The 15,517-nt window shown below is 41.3% G+C and carries 9 protein-coding genes; 4 read left to right on the forward strand and 5 right to left on the reverse strand.

Annotated features, from left to right (window positions below; genetic code table 11):
* Positions 1 to 152 precede the first annotated feature (152 nt).
* Positions 153 to 3,206: a CheR family methyltransferase gene (locus MSWH1_RS15505; protein ID WP_048129824.1), complete on the reverse strand. Its 3,054-nt coding sequence runs from the start codon at positions 3,204 to 3,206 to the stop codon at positions 153 to 155.
* 1,190 nt (positions 3,207 to 4,396) lie between these two features.
* Between MSWH1_RS15505 and MSWH1_RS15510 the strand changes: the two genes are divergently transcribed.
* From MSWH1_RS15510 to MSWH1_RS15520, 3 genes are all read left to right on the forward strand, one after another.
* Positions 4,397 to 7,231 (forward strand): hypothetical protein, encoded by a 2,835-nt coding sequence (locus tag MSWH1_RS15510; protein ID WP_156148211.1) that lies wholly within the window; start codon positions 4,397 to 4,399, stop codon positions 7,229 to 7,231.
* 432 nt (positions 7,232 to 7,663) lie between these two features.
* A complete protein-coding gene (locus tag MSWH1_RS15515; RefSeq protein ID WP_048129826.1) occupies positions 7,664 to 7,981 on the forward strand; it encodes a multidrug efflux SMR transporter in 318 nt (105 codons plus the stop codon).
* 52 nt (positions 7,982 to 8,033) lie between these two features.
* Positions 8,034 to 8,522 (forward strand): GbsR/MarR family transcriptional regulator, encoded by a 489-nt coding sequence (locus tag MSWH1_RS15520; protein WP_048129827.1) that lies wholly within the window; start codon positions 8,034 to 8,036, stop codon positions 8,520 to 8,522.
* A 100-nt stretch (positions 8,523 to 8,622) separates the two neighbouring features.
* Here the strand turns inward: MSWH1_RS15520 and MSWH1_RS15525 are convergent, their stop codons facing one another.
* The 3 genes from MSWH1_RS15525 to MSWH1_RS20635 form a co-directional block, all read right to left on the reverse strand.
* The gene (locus MSWH1_RS15525) at positions 8,623 to 10,098 is read right to left on the reverse strand and encodes a VWA domain-containing protein (RefSeq protein ID WP_048129828.1); all 1,476 of its coding nucleotides are present in this window, start codon (positions 10,096 to 10,098) and stop codon (positions 8,623 to 8,625) included.
* Complete coding sequence (locus MSWH1_RS15530) at positions 10,079 to 11,491, reverse strand: AAA family ATPase (RefSeq protein WP_048129829.1); 1,413 nt, start codon at positions 11,489 to 11,491, stop codon at positions 10,079 to 10,081. Before MSWH1_RS15530 ends, MSWH1_RS15525 begins: the two co-directional genes overlap by 20 nt.
* 476 nt (positions 11,492 to 11,967) lie before the next feature.
* Positions 11,968 to 12,093, reverse strand: a complete 126-nt coding sequence (locus tag MSWH1_RS20635; RefSeq protein ID WP_255350469.1) for a hypothetical protein — start codon at positions 12,091 to 12,093, stop codon at positions 11,968 to 11,970.
* A 1,389-nt stretch (positions 12,094 to 13,482) separates the two neighbouring features.
* On the opposite strand from MSWH1_RS20635, the gene MSWH1_RS15535 reads away from it, so the two are divergent.
* Positions 13,483 to 13,716: a hypothetical protein gene (locus tag MSWH1_RS15535; RefSeq protein ID WP_048129830.1), complete on the forward strand. Its 234-nt coding sequence runs from the start codon at positions 13,483 to 13,485 to the stop codon at positions 13,714 to 13,716.
* 367 nt (positions 13,717 to 14,083) lie between these two features.
* Here the strand turns inward: MSWH1_RS15535 and MSWH1_RS15540 are convergent, their stop codons facing one another.
* Positions 14,084 to 15,277: a Xaa-Pro peptidase family protein gene (locus MSWH1_RS15540; protein ID WP_048129831.1), complete on the reverse strand. Its 1,194-nt coding sequence runs from the start codon at positions 15,275 to 15,277 to the stop codon at positions 14,084 to 14,086.
* Positions 15,278 to 15,517: the final 240 nt, after the last annotated feature.

Here is a 15,517-nt window from a genome sequence, read left to right on the forward strand (position 1 = left end):
CCTAATATTAATGGGCCGATTCCAAAACTCAAAATTCACTTCATATTCAACAAGAACGAATCCAGATTTTCCGATATCTGAGTAGTTTTTATTCGGACTATCTCCCCCATCCTCTTGCGAAAGTCAGACAACGGTCCGAACAGATCCCTTTTTTATTCCTTTTTTCTCTTCTCCATGTTTCCTGATTTGATCTCCCTCTCCGTAGTTGCAATAGCATATACCTCACCGGCATCATTCTCCAGTGAAGTGACGGTCAGCCCCACTTCTATTATCCGGCCATCTTTGGTGAGCCGCTGGGTGCGGTAAGGTTCTATACTTTCAGAGTGGCTAAGCTTCTTCAGTGTATCCAACTCTCCTTCTTTTCGGCTCGCCGGAACCAGGCTGCTAATGTTCATCTTCAGTGCCTCGGCTTCACTCCAGCCGTACATCTTCTCAGCCATCGGATTCCAGGCCAGAATGTGGCCCTCCATATCCTGCAACGTTATAGCATCACTCGCGTCGTGCACTACCACGGCAAGGCGGCGCATGACCTCGGATTCCTTCAGGAGATCCCTTGCCTGCCTCATCTCGGAAATATCTGTAAAGGTGATCACAGCTCCCTTGATAACGTTTTCGAGAGTGCGATAGGGCCGGATGCGCAGCAGGTACCACAAGCCATCCTGGGTCTGGACTTCAATATCTTTGGGTATAAGGCTGTCTAGCACTTCCTTAATATCTACTACAAGACGGTCATAACCCAACAGGTTCGAGACGATATGCCCAACAGGCCGTCCCACATCAGTCGGGATCAGATTGATGATCCGTGTAACGACAGGAGTAAAACGCAGGATGCGCAGCTGGTGATCCACAAAAATAGTACCTATACCCGTGCCGCTCAAAAGGTTGTTCATGTCGTTAACTGCCTGAGACAGATCAGTCACCTTGTTCTGCAGTTCGGTATTAACCGTAGCCAATTCCTCGTTTACGGACTGCAGTTCCTCCTTGGAGGTCTCCAGTTCTTCGTTGGTAGATTGCAGTTCCTCGTTGATTGACTGCATCTCTTCGTTGGAGGATTTGAGTTCTTCATTGGAAGTCTCCAGTTCTTCATTGGAAGCTTTGAGATGTTCTTCCTTAATCTGTAGTTCCCGCTTCAGCTCCAGGATGCGAGCTTCATCTTCCATTGCGTTCTCAAAGGCTCCTTCACCTGGATCTATGGCAGTTTCCTTTCCGGCTTTGCTCTGCTCCCCCTCCGGCGGTTCCTCAAAGGTGACCAAGAACAGATTTGACTCGGCGGCGGCACCAGGGTCTGCAGCCACAGGTCGTAACACCAGATTGACTGTTGCGAAGTCACCGTTGGTTTTGACCCGCAGCCCGGGGTGAAATACCGGTTCTTTATTGACTATGGCTTTGTACAGGCTCGTAGCCAACTCCTGCCGCAATCCTTCGCGAGCCATCTTCAGGATGTTCATACCAGCCTCACCCGGAGCCGGTTCCAGGTACATGCCGGTCCGACCATGAAGATAGAAGATGTCGCCTTGCTGGTTGACGAGCACACTGGCCGGGCCGTAATTTTGCAGAATCGTCTGTTCGGTCAGTTCGCGCATTTGAGGTTTGCTTTCGATAAGAGCCTTGTCAGACAGTCTTTTTTTCTCCCTCCTCCTTCTTTCCAGTCCAGGAGAGTTAAATATCCCCAAGGGAGGGTGTCCACTGTCAACATACTTTTTGAGATAGATCTTCGACTTGCGGTCCAGCGTATCAAAAAGGTTATCGAACTCACCCAGGGTCTCGGAGGGGCCAAGGAAAAGAAATCCTCCCGGGTTCAATGCGTAGTGGAAGAGGGGAATGAGCTTTTTCTGCAGTTCCCTGTCCATGTAGATTAGCACGTTGCGACAACTGAGCATGTCAAGTTTGGAGAATGGCGGGTCTTTGATAATGTCCTGTTCGGAAAAAACTACCATGTCACGGATATTTTTCCGGATGCGAAAATTGCCGTCTGAATCCTGGGTAAAGAAGCGGTCCAGCCTTTCCGGGGAGATATCAATGGAGATGCTGGCGGGATAGACGCCGCTGCGAGCCTCTCCGATAGCCCGGCTGTCAATATCGGTTGCGAAGATTTGTACCTTGAAATTTTTTTTCAACATCTCCATCTGCTCCTGGAGCAGGATACCGATGGAATAAGCCTCCTCACCTGTGGAGCAGCCGGCCACCCAGATCCGTATCACTGAGTCAGTGCGTTTGTTGGCGAAGATTTCCGGGATTAGTTTTTTTTGGAGTGTCTCAAATGCTGTGGGGTTGCGGAAGAAACTTGTAACGCCGATTAGAAGGTCGGAAAAGAGCGCCTCCACTTCGGCAGGTTTTTGCTCTAAATAACTCACATACTCGTTCACACTCTGGATATTCTGGACAGCCATGCGCCGCTCAATGCGGCGGTTGATGGTGTTCTGCTTATAATGGGAAAAATCGTGGCCGGTCTGGGTGCGCAGCAGGCTGAATATATTTTTCATCGCGCCTTCGATCCTGGGAATCAAATGGGGTCTTTTTCCAAATGCCTGGGTGACATAGGCAATGAGCTGAGCAGGCATCTCAGCCGGTGGCAGGGGGTAGTCTACCAGACCTGTGGCAATGGCGCCGCGCGGCATGCCGTCGTACTCACTGGATTCGGGGGTCTGTGTCATCACCATACCGCCCTCTGCCTTGATCGCCCGCACTCCCAGTGCGCCGTCGCTGCCGGTACCCGAGAGTACGATGCCAATTGCCAGCTCTTGCTTGCTCTGAGCCAGGGAACGAAAGAATATATCAATCGGCAGGCGATGGCCGCGAGGCTCAGACGGTTCCAGCAACTGCAATTTACCATCCTGAAAAATCATGTCGTGGTTAGGCGGGATGACGTAGACGCAGTCAGGCTGGACAATCATCCCGTCCTTAATCTCGTAAACCAACATCCGTGTATAGCGTCCGATCAGGTCGGCGAGGAGGCTCTTGTGGTTAGGGTCCAGGTGCTGCACCAGGATAAATGCCATACCGAGACTGGTGTCGTTGGGCATAGCTGAAAAAAAGGCTTCAAATGCAGCCAATCCACCAGCTGATGCGCCAATGCCCACGATGGGAAAATCTTCTTTTGGGATTTGATTCGAGTCTGCATCCGGAGCAAGCTGTTCACTAATGGAGGCTTCTTCTGCAGAATGCAGCTTTTCCTCTTTGCCTGAGTCTTCCTTTTTTTTGATCATATTATCGCATCCTTTCACGCCTGAACCTGAATAGATGTAATGCCCTTAATACATTTTATGCGTGTACTCGATGATGGAAGTCGCTGCCAGGTCTACGTTACAATCCTGGCTAGATTTGAATTCATAACGATAGATGAAATTCAGAGAATTTTCAGCTAGACGGAGGTACTTATTTTAAGCTCTTAATCTTAATAAAAAGATCTTTCTCAGGTGAATAGCCACGGACTCTTACCATTGGGCAGAGGGTTGAAGAATTGTTCGAATTATTTCTACTCACCTCTAATACAACCTCTCCCTAAAACTTAATTCAATTAGAAGATAGGTTTGCCCGGGATTTTCGTCAATCAAAATACAGGAATCAAGCCCGGATTGTTCCCTATAATACACTCTCCGCCTTTTGCAGTTACTATGAAGGTATTTTCAATTCCCACCATTCTCATCTCAGTGTCAAACATGCCAAAACGACATGCTCCATGGTGTCCCTCCTTTACCAGAACCGAATATCCTGCATTATAGGCTTTATTGTCCTAATTTTCAGTAATTATGCCTGCATCCTGGAAAAATAAATTTAAGCTACTTCTAAAAAAGAATAGCTAGAGAAGGGGTGGGCTGAAAATTGAGAATAACTGTATGACGTTCTAAATATTAAATAAAAATCAGAATATTTATAAAGAAACACCATCACTTTTAGTTAAAGTTTTGCTGGCGCACCCCGCCGCAAGCAACCTGGTACTTCGATTCCAAATTACTGGCATAAAATTGGAATTTGAAATCAACGCTGTTCAATGAATTCCACTTAAAAGAACCACATACGTGCACGGACAAAAAAGGATTGAAGCCGTCTGTATTCATTTATGATTTTTTTTCTGTGGTTTATGAGAATATATGGAATCGATGCACCAGTGTGTTCGCGCCACCGCTCCAAATTCCCTAAAAGGAGATCACAACCCTAAACCATTCAGTTCGAGCAGAAATTAACAAACGAAAAATGGAACTGATAAATCGTATTATCATTAACGATTACCAGGGAAGCATTCATCCCCATAACAAGCTAGCGGGGTATTCGACTGAACTGAATAGGCAACAAAAACCAGTAGTCGGACCGATAATCGAAACCGATATTCAGACCGATTGTTGATACCTGTAAATCATAAAAACGATGGTTAGTACCAGAAACGGGATGAGAAAACGTGATTGACCAAGAAACCCTACACGACAGAACTCTAAATCCCTTTATGGAAGAAAAAATCGATGCCCTGAAACAGTTGAGTACTAATTTTGAATTTCTCCCTGATAGGGAGCAGGCTTTCGATGATATGCTCAGACTCTCCTCTGATAAAGACAACCTTGTAAAGGAAACTGCAGTCAAAACTCTTGAATTGGTTTATCCTCATGTGCCGGACAGGAAAAAGCTCTGGACGAAACTTGCAGGCCTCGCGGCCAGCCAGGCTCCGGGGGTACGTAATGCGGCGATGCATGCTCTTACATCCTCTTATATCCTTATCCCCGGGGAACAGATGGTCTGGACCGATTTTCTGAAACTTGCGAGTTCCGGAACCGATTCTGTAAAGGAATATGCTTTTTCCGGTCTCAAATCGGTTTTTCCTCTGGTCCCTGATAAAATACAGGCATGGAAAGACCTGCTTGAACTGAGGGAGTCTGCAGACATGAACACCAGGGTTGAGGCTACCCGAACTCTCGGGATGGTATTTTCACACGTTGAAGACCAGGATAAAGCCTGGAAAGAGCTCTTAAAGCTTGCTCTGGAAGAGAGAGAACCTCTCCAAAAAGAATCTTTTGAAGCCCTTGCTTCCGCTTTTATCCGTTCTCGAAATAAAGAAACGGAATGGCAGGACCTTTTAGGGTTGATTGCCTCTGAAAAGGGGACTCTCCGGCGGCGTGCGGCAGATACCATGTTTCTAGTTTTTCCTCACTTTCCCGACAGGAATAGAGCCTGGTCTACCCTTCTAAAGCTCAGTAGAGCCACAGATGGTCATGTGAGGGACAGGGCAGTGGACTCCATTGCTCCATTATTCCCGCACCTTGAGGATAAAGACAGTGCCTGGAAAGACCTTACCGAACTTGCGGGAAGTAAAGTCAGCTATGTACGGGGACGAGCTGCCGACACCCTTGTCCAGGCTTTTCCGCAAGTCTCCGACAAGAAAAAAGCATGGGAAGACCTCCTCCACCTGAAAGCCGAAAGCCATAGTTACGTGATCATGCGGGCAATGCATGCCCTCGCCTCTGCCTACCCTTACCTTGCTTTCGAAGAGGAAGCTTCTGAAGAAATCTCGAAAATTACAAGAAAGCCTGCTTTTGCCCGCAGAAGTGTAGCTTATTCCCTCGCTTATGTCTTCAAGGAAGGAAATGCAAAAGGCCCGGGAAACCCGGGAAAACAGCTTTTTATCGAACTTTTGAAATTGGCAATCGATGTGAACAGTTATGTCCGAATGGATGCTGCAGACTCAATTTCATCAGTTTTCCCGCACCTGCCGGAAAAGAAATGGACATGTGGAAAACTGCTAAACCTTTCCGCACATCCCGACCCCATAATTCGGAAGGGGGCATCTGTGTCCCTCCGCTCTCTCTTTTCCCGAATAGGGGACCAAAATAGAGGTATGAATAAAGGCTCAGAGAAGGACATAGAAATAGGTTCAGAACAGGACATAAAAGCAGGCCTGGGACAAGAAATAATGACAGGCGTCTGGGAGGAGGTTTTGCGGATGGGTGTCGACCAGGAATCTCCTGTCCGCAAGGATGCTGCCGACCTTCTCTCCATGGTTCTCCCCCTGGTGAAAGATAAAACGAGTATTTTTAACAACCTTTCCGATCTCTGTTCAGGACCGGACAATTACCTCCGGAAAAGTGCATCGAACCTGCTAGCTCTAGCCTTCCCCTTCGCAGAGGATAAACAGAATGCCTGGGGCCAACTTGTGCAGCTTTCATCCCACTGGGATAAAGATGTAAGGAAAGGAGCCGCAAAGGCTTTTGCCCCTTCTTTCCCGCTGGTCCCGGACAAAAACAAAGCCTGGGCTGATCTCCTGTCCCTTACAAACCACAGGGACAGTTCTATCCAGAGAGCAGCTGCCCGGGCCTTTGAGTCTGCCTATGCGGTGCATCCCGACCCTTATCAAGCCCTGGAAAGCCTAAAAAAACTAAAAGGTTCAGAGTGCGCTTACGTGCGGAAGTATGCTTTCCACTCCCTCGGGATTGCCTCCCTCCATAATGCGGCAAAGGCAAAATCAGAAGCAGAATACATGCGTGGACTTAAAGAAGCCGTTCTGGAGTTCAGAAATTCAGCCGAAACAGCTTCCTACCACCCCCTTCCAGGCTTCTACCTGAACTTCTACGAAAAATTCCTAAACGTTCTGTCTGCTGAATCTTCCGAGACCGGCAGGGAAGAGTCCGAGAAGTACTTTTCAGCCATGATCTGTGAAATGGGAGATGCAGACGAAATCGACGCCCTCTCCAGGACATTTAGGAAGTTTGAAAAAATTATTCAGGACGCTGCCAAACCCGGTTCAAATGACCTTGCTTCCGAGAAGAAGCTTCTTGAGTCTTCTCTCCGGATCTTTGAGGATTCCTTCGCCCTTTTCGAACGGGCTGAAGAAGAAGTCATCCTTTCAAAGAAATTAGAGCAAAAAGGACATCCTGCCCTAAAGCAAAAGGTATCGGAACAGAGGATGAAAGACACCCTTGAGGAAATCAGGGCAAAAGCCCGCTTTGCCTGCTTTCTGGTAAAAGGCACTTCCTCCGAAGAAATCACCTCTGCCATCAGCCGCGAAGTCCGGGACTGGACTTTCGAAACCTCAGCCGACAAAAAAGTCCTCATGCAAAAAATGGAAGTTCTCGAAACAATAATTCGGAAAAATATTCCCGAAAGCCCTGAAAACAGTCACATCTTCGACCGCCTTGAGGACATCAGGAAAGAAAAACATCTCCTTTCCCGCTGCAGGATAGTAGCCCGCCTTGTAGGTCAGGTGCCAATGGCTATGATCCCGGCAGAAAGGGCGATTGGCTTTTGAAAGTCTTAAAAAAGGTTAATGAAAATCTTAAGAAAGGTTAATGAAAGGGCCCCGAATATACCCTGGAATTTTCTTTTTTTACTCGAAGACCCAGATAAAAAAGAAATTATGTCTTAGCACCTGCTTTCGGCAGGTCGACATTTAATTTATGATGGGATCTAAAGATAGCGATTGTTAAATAATGCCCCATAATTGTGTATAGTTGTCAGGTTTACATATAGTCCAAACATAATATTTCATACCAAACTTTCAGGAAAAAATAGACGATGGTACATATGAAGGCAACAAATATAAAAAATGGTGAGGAAGTTAACGCTTATATCCCATGAAATTAAGATTTGATGGATTTTACACTTCTTCCTATAAATATAAATAAAACTTAGACACATTTAGCTTTTAATATTTATTAAAAACACTAAAAATATGATATATATGGAATGGATATACTTATTAATTGCAGGAATATTTGAAACTGGATGGGCAGTTGGGCTGAAATATAGTGATGGATTAACCAAGTTTTATCCAATGATGTTTACAGTAATTACTTTAATTTTGAGCATGTATTTATTGGAGAGAGCTTTGAGAACATTGCCCGTTGGAACAGCCTATGCAGTCTGGACAGGTATTGGAATCATTGGAACAACCTTAATGGGAATAATCCTTTTCAACGAATCAATGAATTTGTCCAGAATCTTTTTCATTGGACTAATTGCTGTTGGTATCGGTGGCTTAAAACTGGTATCTGCCTGATGCACATAATCCCAATATATTAAAAAAACATTCAGATTCATAGAGGAGAAAAATGCCTGATATTGAAAAAAAAATAATTGACATTGGTCATGAGATCTTTAAAAACTATGGAGTTGATAATTCCACTGCACAAATTCTATCGATACTTAATTTTGAGCCCAATGAGATAAGTATGGAGGAACTGGCAGAGAGAACCGGGTATAGCCTTGCTTCTATCAGCCTTAAGATAAAAAATATAGAACATTTTTGGGGTATAAAAAGAATACATAAGCCCGGATCCCGCAAGACATACCTGCTTATGGAAAAAAACCTGCTAGATGCTTTTGCTATCCAGATAAGGAATGGTTTTGCGACTGAATTAGACATTGCAAAAACGAAAATAACTCCTCTCATAGAAGAATACAGGGGCAATGTCACTACCCAAGAACAAAAAATCAAACTCCATACATATGAAAATTATCTATTAGAAATTAATAAATTTGAAGTTTTGATTCATCATATATACGACCAAATCGATCAATTAAAAAATAATTATGTTTAAGTTGTCATTATGTTTAAGTTGTCATTATGTTTAAGTTATCATTATGTTTAAGTTGTCATTAATTCCCTTTCGAATGAACTTTTAATATTTTCCGGTTCCATCATTTCCGGGTAACCCATTCAACTACATTGTTGATTTCTGAAATGTCACCACTTAGAGGGTTATATGTCCAATTCTGATCAAAAACATCTTTATCAACCCGCTGAGTGCCAAAACTACCGACAGACAATGAAAAAAAGCGATTATCCTCTTGTTTTTGCTTTTTGCACCGGGAAACAATATCAGAAGATAAACCATAGAGAACAAAATCTGAAATAACCAGTAAATCCGCTTTTTTGTAATCAGCTTCCGACATCATCCGTACCCCCTCGTGTAAAGCTGGTGCAACATTGGTACCCCCATGAAAACTCATTTTAAGAAAGTTTATCAAATCATGAATGCCTTTCGGTGGGGTAAGATCAAGGGTCTTTATTGAAGTACTGAAATTTATCAAATAACATTTTCTCTTTTGAGAAACCGCTCGAGATGACAAACTAAGAGTTAATGCTTTAGCTATATTCTCTGGAGCACCTGACATAGATGTACTTGTATCAACACAAATAATTATCGGCCCCATTTTTTCATCATCAACAATGCTTACGGTTTTCAGAATATTTTCTTCAACGATTTCTATTTTGTCGCCTTGTTTAGAAAAACACATCAGTCGATTTTCAACATATTTCAAGTCAAAAAGCAATGCAATATCAGAGTCACTTAATAGAGCCAATTCCTGTGGTATAACATTTTCTAAATCTCTACCAAGCTTAATACCAATAATCTCTTCATTGGAATATATATCTGGTTTTATAACAGAGTATTGAACGGTTGAATTGATAACCTCTGTGTGATGAGATTGTTGTTCTTTATGTAATCTTCCCATTAGTTCACATAAATTACGAACGCTTTCATTATTTTTCAGATACTCTGCCCATTGTTTAAGAAAAGATATGTCTTGCTTACTTAATTTGCCGACACTTGAATCCCACAAAAGTCCAGGCTCAATACCCAACTCATCAAATACCTCTTTCATTTGCTGTAAAGGGTCAAGCCATTCTTTTAACTCTTTTAACAATTGTTCCCGGCGATTTTGGATTTCCTTGAGTTGCCATTCAAGTAATTGTTTTTCATACTCTTTTCTCCAAGCTTCTTGCTCATTCCTGCGAATCGAATTAAGGCTTTCTATAATTGTCTCTTTCTTATTTTCCTCTACCTTTTTTTCCACAGCAAGTGTTTTTTCTTTCCAAAACAGAACATTTGCGGATGGCTGGAGTGACTTATATTCCTCTAAATCGCTTAGAATTGACTTTTCAGAGCCACCATGCGCCCTAAAATCCCATTTTGCAGAGACCAATTTAGACCGATGTTTTTCAAAAGGGTTTGTGTTTTCTAAAAAACTGAGAGTTGATTCCTCCCAATTACTAACTTTTTTACTCAATTGTTTATCAAGTTCTCCGCTATTTAGATCAGGGAAATCTTCAGAAAGAAAAGTATTGACTAATTCCTCTGTTTTAGCAATTTCATGAGTTGGAGATTTCATAAGATTGCACCTTTTTCAACAAATGCTCAGCATTCAATTTGTGGTTTTCTAAATCTTTAAGAAAAGAATTGAATGCATCAAGAACTAATTCTCTTTTTTCAGAAGGTACAAATGGGGTTTCATTCAATTTTTTTTGAATAGCGACATTATATTGTGTGTCATTAATAATTTCCGTAAGTGAACTCAAAGAATCTTCACAAGCTTTAACAAAAGTATCTTTAATCCTTGAGTCCACAGCCTTTTGAGTTCCCTTAGTAAATTTTATGGGTGGAGTTGAATCAAACCATTTGACAAATGAATCGTTGTCATAACCGGAATTCCCACCATAATTTAGCACATTTTCTTTTTTTTCGGTGTCATAAATATTTTCCGTGTAAAAGAATGTATCAGATATACCTTTTTCAAGATCCTTATGATCCAATTCCCAGCTATTTAACCTCTCATTATTAGCGCAGCCAAACTGTTTCACACATTTTTCAATAATTTCATTAATTTGCTCTCTATTTTGTTCAAGTGTCCACAAACAATGTCGTAATATAAGGGTATCAACGGGTATTACATCAGTGCGGTCACATAAAAATGCAGATGTTTTCAAAATGAGTGCAATTTTCTGCCACCTACGATCAGAGACATAAACTGCAATTTTGGGATTATCTTTATTAAATTCATCAAGTGAAACTCTGATTGAATTTATGATGGTAAATACTTCTTTGGAAATAGTTACTTTAGCGATTTCACTGGAAAGTTGCTCAACCTCCTCGTGAGAAAACTGTAGTCCATCCGGGATTTCAACATCAGTAGAAGCAGCATCCCCTTCAAGTAGTTTTTCAAAATTCTCTCGTTCTTTCATAGGATTTACTATTATTCGCATTACAAAACGGTCATAGAGAGCTTCTAATCCTTGATTGGGCGGTGGAGTTTCATTACTTGCAGCAATCAATGCTTTTAATGGGACTTTTTCGTCTTTTCCGCCATTACGATAAATTCGCTCATTTATAATAGTCAACAGAGTGTTTAGAATAGCTGGACTGCTTTTCCATATTTCATCAAGAAAAGCAAAGTCAGCAGTAGGTAAGTAGCCTTCTGTTTTGCGAATGTAATTATCCTTTTTTAGTTCTTGAATACTCACAGGTCCAAAAACATCTTCAGGAGTGCTAAATCTTTGCATTAAATACTCAAAATGAGTTGAATCTTTAAACACCTTTGATAAACGACGGGCAATTAGACTTTTCGCTGTGCCTGGCAATCCATATAAAAAAATTGACTGCCCGGAAAGAGTTGAAAGAAGAGAAACTGCAACGACCTCTTCTCGTTCGTACAGTCCATCAGAAAGTATAACAATTAAATCTGTAACTCTCTTTTTCATGGAAGAATTTGCTTGTTGAGGACTCATTTTTGATTTCCGCCCCTTGTGCCTGGGTTTCGGTTTGAGATATAGTTGTATACCGCGATTGACTTGATTCTGATAGTATTGTTTATTCGTTTATGATGAGCTTTAATCTCATATTTTGGTCCCTTTCCATAAAACAGAACTCAATTCCAGTTGTTCTCACGGAGATCCCGCATCGCAACACTGACTTCCGACTATCTCAGACCCGAGACCATTTCAATGTTCTGGGAAGAGATTTCTTTTGATTTTGCAAGACAGGCAAGCGTAAAAGCACAGGGTCTGCTTACGTTGATCTTCCCAGATAATTATATAATTTCATATTCATTTGAGCCCTGGTCCAAAATCCAGTGATATTTGCATATTTAGATTGAAACACTGAATTTGCGGGAAGAATTCAGACTTCAACTAAACACAATATTGGACATCTATAGACTTCAATCCTGATTACATGTTCAAAGAATTAGAACCAATTTCGAAATTCAGTGATTTTTTAGTTTACACCAATCACTGGATTTTGGAACTGAATCTTCATTTGACCCTATAATTGAGGGAGTTTTATTCATCATTTTAGTAGTCCCTGTTTTTGAACCACGTTCATCTACCATTAAAATTACCCGAAGAACGGTTAGTGAGTTAGCTAATATAAATATACACTTATGTTTTATGTTTAATATTTATCGATTTATACAGTGACTTTGGACAGTCAAAGGTGTTTACAGATTTGTAAAGAGAGTTGAAGCTCCACATATATACTCAATACAAAAACCTTATGTTTTCAAGTTTTAATAAGTGAGTTTTTAATTCTCTTGAATTAATTTCGTTTTCATTTCTCATTTTTTCATCCCAAACCAGGCATACAATAAGGATTCTGGACATTTTAGAACATTTTACATAGCTAAACATTTTAGAACATTTTACATAGCTAAACATTTTAGAACATTTTACATAGCTGAACATTTTAGAACATTTTACATAGCTGAACATTTTAGAACATTTTACATAGTCTTGCCAAATTCACTTTTCTGGTATCGTTTGAAAAAATCAAAATATATACTTGAATATAAATACAGATTAAATAAATATATAGATCACATTTTTGATAAATTATTTACATAGTTAAATTAATATACGATGTGAATTGATTAAGTTATTAGGGGGAATTAGAGAAATTTATTTGGGAAGAATTGAGTTTATATGAGATTATCTAGATGTGATCTGGATGTTATTATATGTAGTTTGTAGTTTTGTTGACTACGTTTTTCTTTCCAAACTTTCAATTATACCAGGAACATTAAGGACTATCTAGAGAGAAATTATTAAAACAGAATATGATTCAATATATAAAAACTGGATAAATAATTTTAATGAAATACCTCAAAATATTAAAGGTAAATCTATATTAATTTATCATTAACCTGTGGGGGGAGGAGAAATTATTTGGAGAAGATAATATCAAAGGCTTATCATCTGGATATTATTTTCACGCAATCCGCGCTTTTGCTGGTCCTGTATGCTCTTTGCGTGTTCATCGTACCTACGATCTGAGGATTAGTACCTTTCGGATCAGAAGACTGCCATAGAGAATACAATCTGAATTAGGGGTGAACTCCATCGGGGGGTGGATAATCTGGCAAAGTTCAGGGTCAAACCTTGGTTGGTGGATTTGGTTTTTATGCATGTTATGTTTGTGGTGATTCTGTACATTGTTTACAAATTCATAGTGCCAACAATAGTCCCTATATGACTGAGACTACGAAAAATCAACTGGAATGGGCTCGAAAAAATCAGGACTAAAATCCTGGAAAAGCAGGTAAAAAAAGTAGAATTCCATAATATGTGGAAAACAAAAGACTGAAAACAGAATATCAGGGTATCAGAGTATCAGGGATAAAATCTCAGGCAAGTGGATCGAAGACAAGGCTATCAAAAAACATAGAAAAGAATACAAAAATCTCGGAAATAAAGAATAAAATCGAAGGGTGGGGGAAATTGATTTGGAAGATGGAATAAATACTCGTATCGAAAGAAATAACCATGTGAGTGATGGAATAAAGAACCAAATCGGAGGCGTCCAGGAGAAAAATAAGCCTAAAACTCCGGTTGGAGGAGAATCTCAGATGAGTGGGATCAGGTCCAAATCTTACTATCTGGATGTGATCTTTGTTCAGTTTGTGCTTTTACTACTGCTTTATGGAATCTGTGTGTTCGTGGTGCCCAAACTGTCCTGAAAAGCTTTATTCCTATGAAACTAAAAAGCTACGATGGATTATTCTTGTTTATTATGTAGGGAGTGCGGAGGGTCATGAATACTCCTACCTTTCAGGTTGGGGGTGAAGTGAACCCTCGCTGGCTTTTCTTCGTGTTCCTTTGGCCCTAAAAAAAGGCAAGAATATAATCAAAAATCTAAACAGATACAACCTGTAAATATTCTTATTAAGATTTTGTTTGATTTTTGGTGAGGGCCGCCAAACAAGCTGGGGGAGGTATTTATTACCATTTTAATTGAAAAAAGGTTTCCAGGTAAAGGGAGATATTCCTCAGGACCTGCAGACCATTTTTTTATAGTATTCAAGCTGGATTCTTGAATTTCACAAATCAATATACAGGAATCAAGCCTGGATTATCCCCCGTAATGCATTCTCCACCTTCAGAAGTTACTACAAAGGTGTTTTCGATTCCGACCATACCTACATTTTCAATTCCTTTTTTAGGTTCAAGGGCGAATACCATTCCTTCCTGCAGGGGTTCATCAAACCCGGCGGCAATTACGGGGGTTTCATCGATCAACAGGCCGACGGCATGCCCGAGGAATTTCACTTTACGGTTGCCAAAACCCATGAAGTTTTTCAAGAATTCGATATCGAGTCCATTAATTATTGTTGTATAGATTTCTGAGGGGGCGATTCCGGGTTTTAACATCGTTGCAGCCTCGTTCTGTATATCCACACACTTATTGTGGAGATCGACGGCATATTGCGGAAGAGAAGAACCGAACATGTATGTGGTGGTTTTATCCGTATGGTAGCCGTCAACCCCGCAGCCGACATCTACAAAGACCAGGTCGCCTTTCCTTAATTTTCGGTCCCGACTCCCGAGCAGAGGGACTGCAGGGCACAATCCGCGCTTCCCCCCGGGCCCGTTAAAGTAACATGGATAGATGGAACTGTCTCCGAAACAGACATTCCCAAGGATCATTTCCGTATCGAACATGCCAAAACGGGAGACTCCGTGATGTCCTTTTTCTATAAGAGCAGAATAAATGTCGATTGACAAGTCAGCTTCACTCATCCCTTCCCTCAGCATCTCAGGCACAAGGTCTTCGAGCACATGCTGATGAATCCTGCCGGATTCTCTTGTAAGAGACAGCTCATATTCACTTTTTACCGCCCTCACAGCTGCAATCTGGGAATCAACGGATTTAACATATTTAAATGGGAAATACTTTTGAAATCTCTGGTATAAAGCCAGAGGAACTACTTCGGTTTCCAGATACACCGTGTCAGGCAGCTTGCTCGCATCCTCTGCAGCATCACGGAAGCTTTTCATGGGTTCTATATTCGGGAATAATGATTCGTCTAAAGCCCTTTCATAACTGCGGCGGACCCAGAGTGTTGCTTCTCCGTTCTTCGGAATAATCAACATTCCGTCCTGCATCGTACCGGTAAAGTAGTAGATGTTTATTTTACTGAAGATTACGACAGTCTCCCATTGGGGGTTTGAGATATTCATCTGTTTTCTAAAGCAGTTCATACGGTTTTTCAATTCGGTCAAAGGCACTTTTTTAATCATGGGAATCCCTGTACTAGCTTTATCTACTCACAATTATAGAAGTGTAACCCGTCAGAAGAATCAAATAAAAACTAAGGAACAAAAGTATAAAGATGTACAAAGTTGTTGCTATTTATTCATAGAAATAATATAAGAAGATAAAAAAATATCCGTATAACGTATATCCTATTTTGTGGTCGTATCCGTGAGCTATTGACCAATTCCGAAAAAGTGGGCAAATTTCCCCCATATGAGAGAAAA

Origin of the sequence: Methanosarcina sp. WH1 (assembly GCF_000970005.1) — an archaeon.
Classification (GTDB): Archaea; Halobacteriota; Methanosarcinia; order Methanosarcinales; family Methanosarcinaceae; genus Methanosarcina.

Bases quoted from the DNA above. Each gene is read 5' to 3' on its own strand.
- MSWH1_RS15540 (WP_048129831.1), bottom strand. From the start codon at position 15,277: ATGATTAAAAAAGTGCCTTTGACCGAATTGAAAAACCGTATGAACTGC.
- MSWH1_RS15520 (WP_048129827.1), top strand. From the start codon at position 8,034: ATGCCTGATATTGAAAAAAAAATAATTGACATTGGTCATGAGATCTTT.
- MSWH1_RS15505 (WP_048129824.1), bottom strand. From the start codon at position 3,206: ATGATCAAAAAAAAGGAAGACTCAGGCAAAGAGGAAAAGCTGCATTCT.
- MSWH1_RS15530 (WP_048129829.1), bottom strand. From the start codon at position 11,491: ATGAGTCCTCAACAAGCAAATTCTTCCATGAAAAAGAGAGTTACAGAT.
- MSWH1_RS15525 (WP_048129828.1), bottom strand. From the start codon at position 10,098: ATGAAATCTCCAACTCATGAAATTGCTAAAACAGAGGAATTAGTCAAT.
- MSWH1_RS20635 (WP_255350469.1), bottom strand. From the start codon at position 12,093: ATGGTAGATGAACGTGGTTCAAAAACAGGGACTACTAAAATGATGAAT.
- MSWH1_RS15515 (WP_048129826.1), top strand. From the start codon at position 7,664: ATGGAATGGATATACTTATTAATTGCAGGAATATTTGAAACTGGATGG.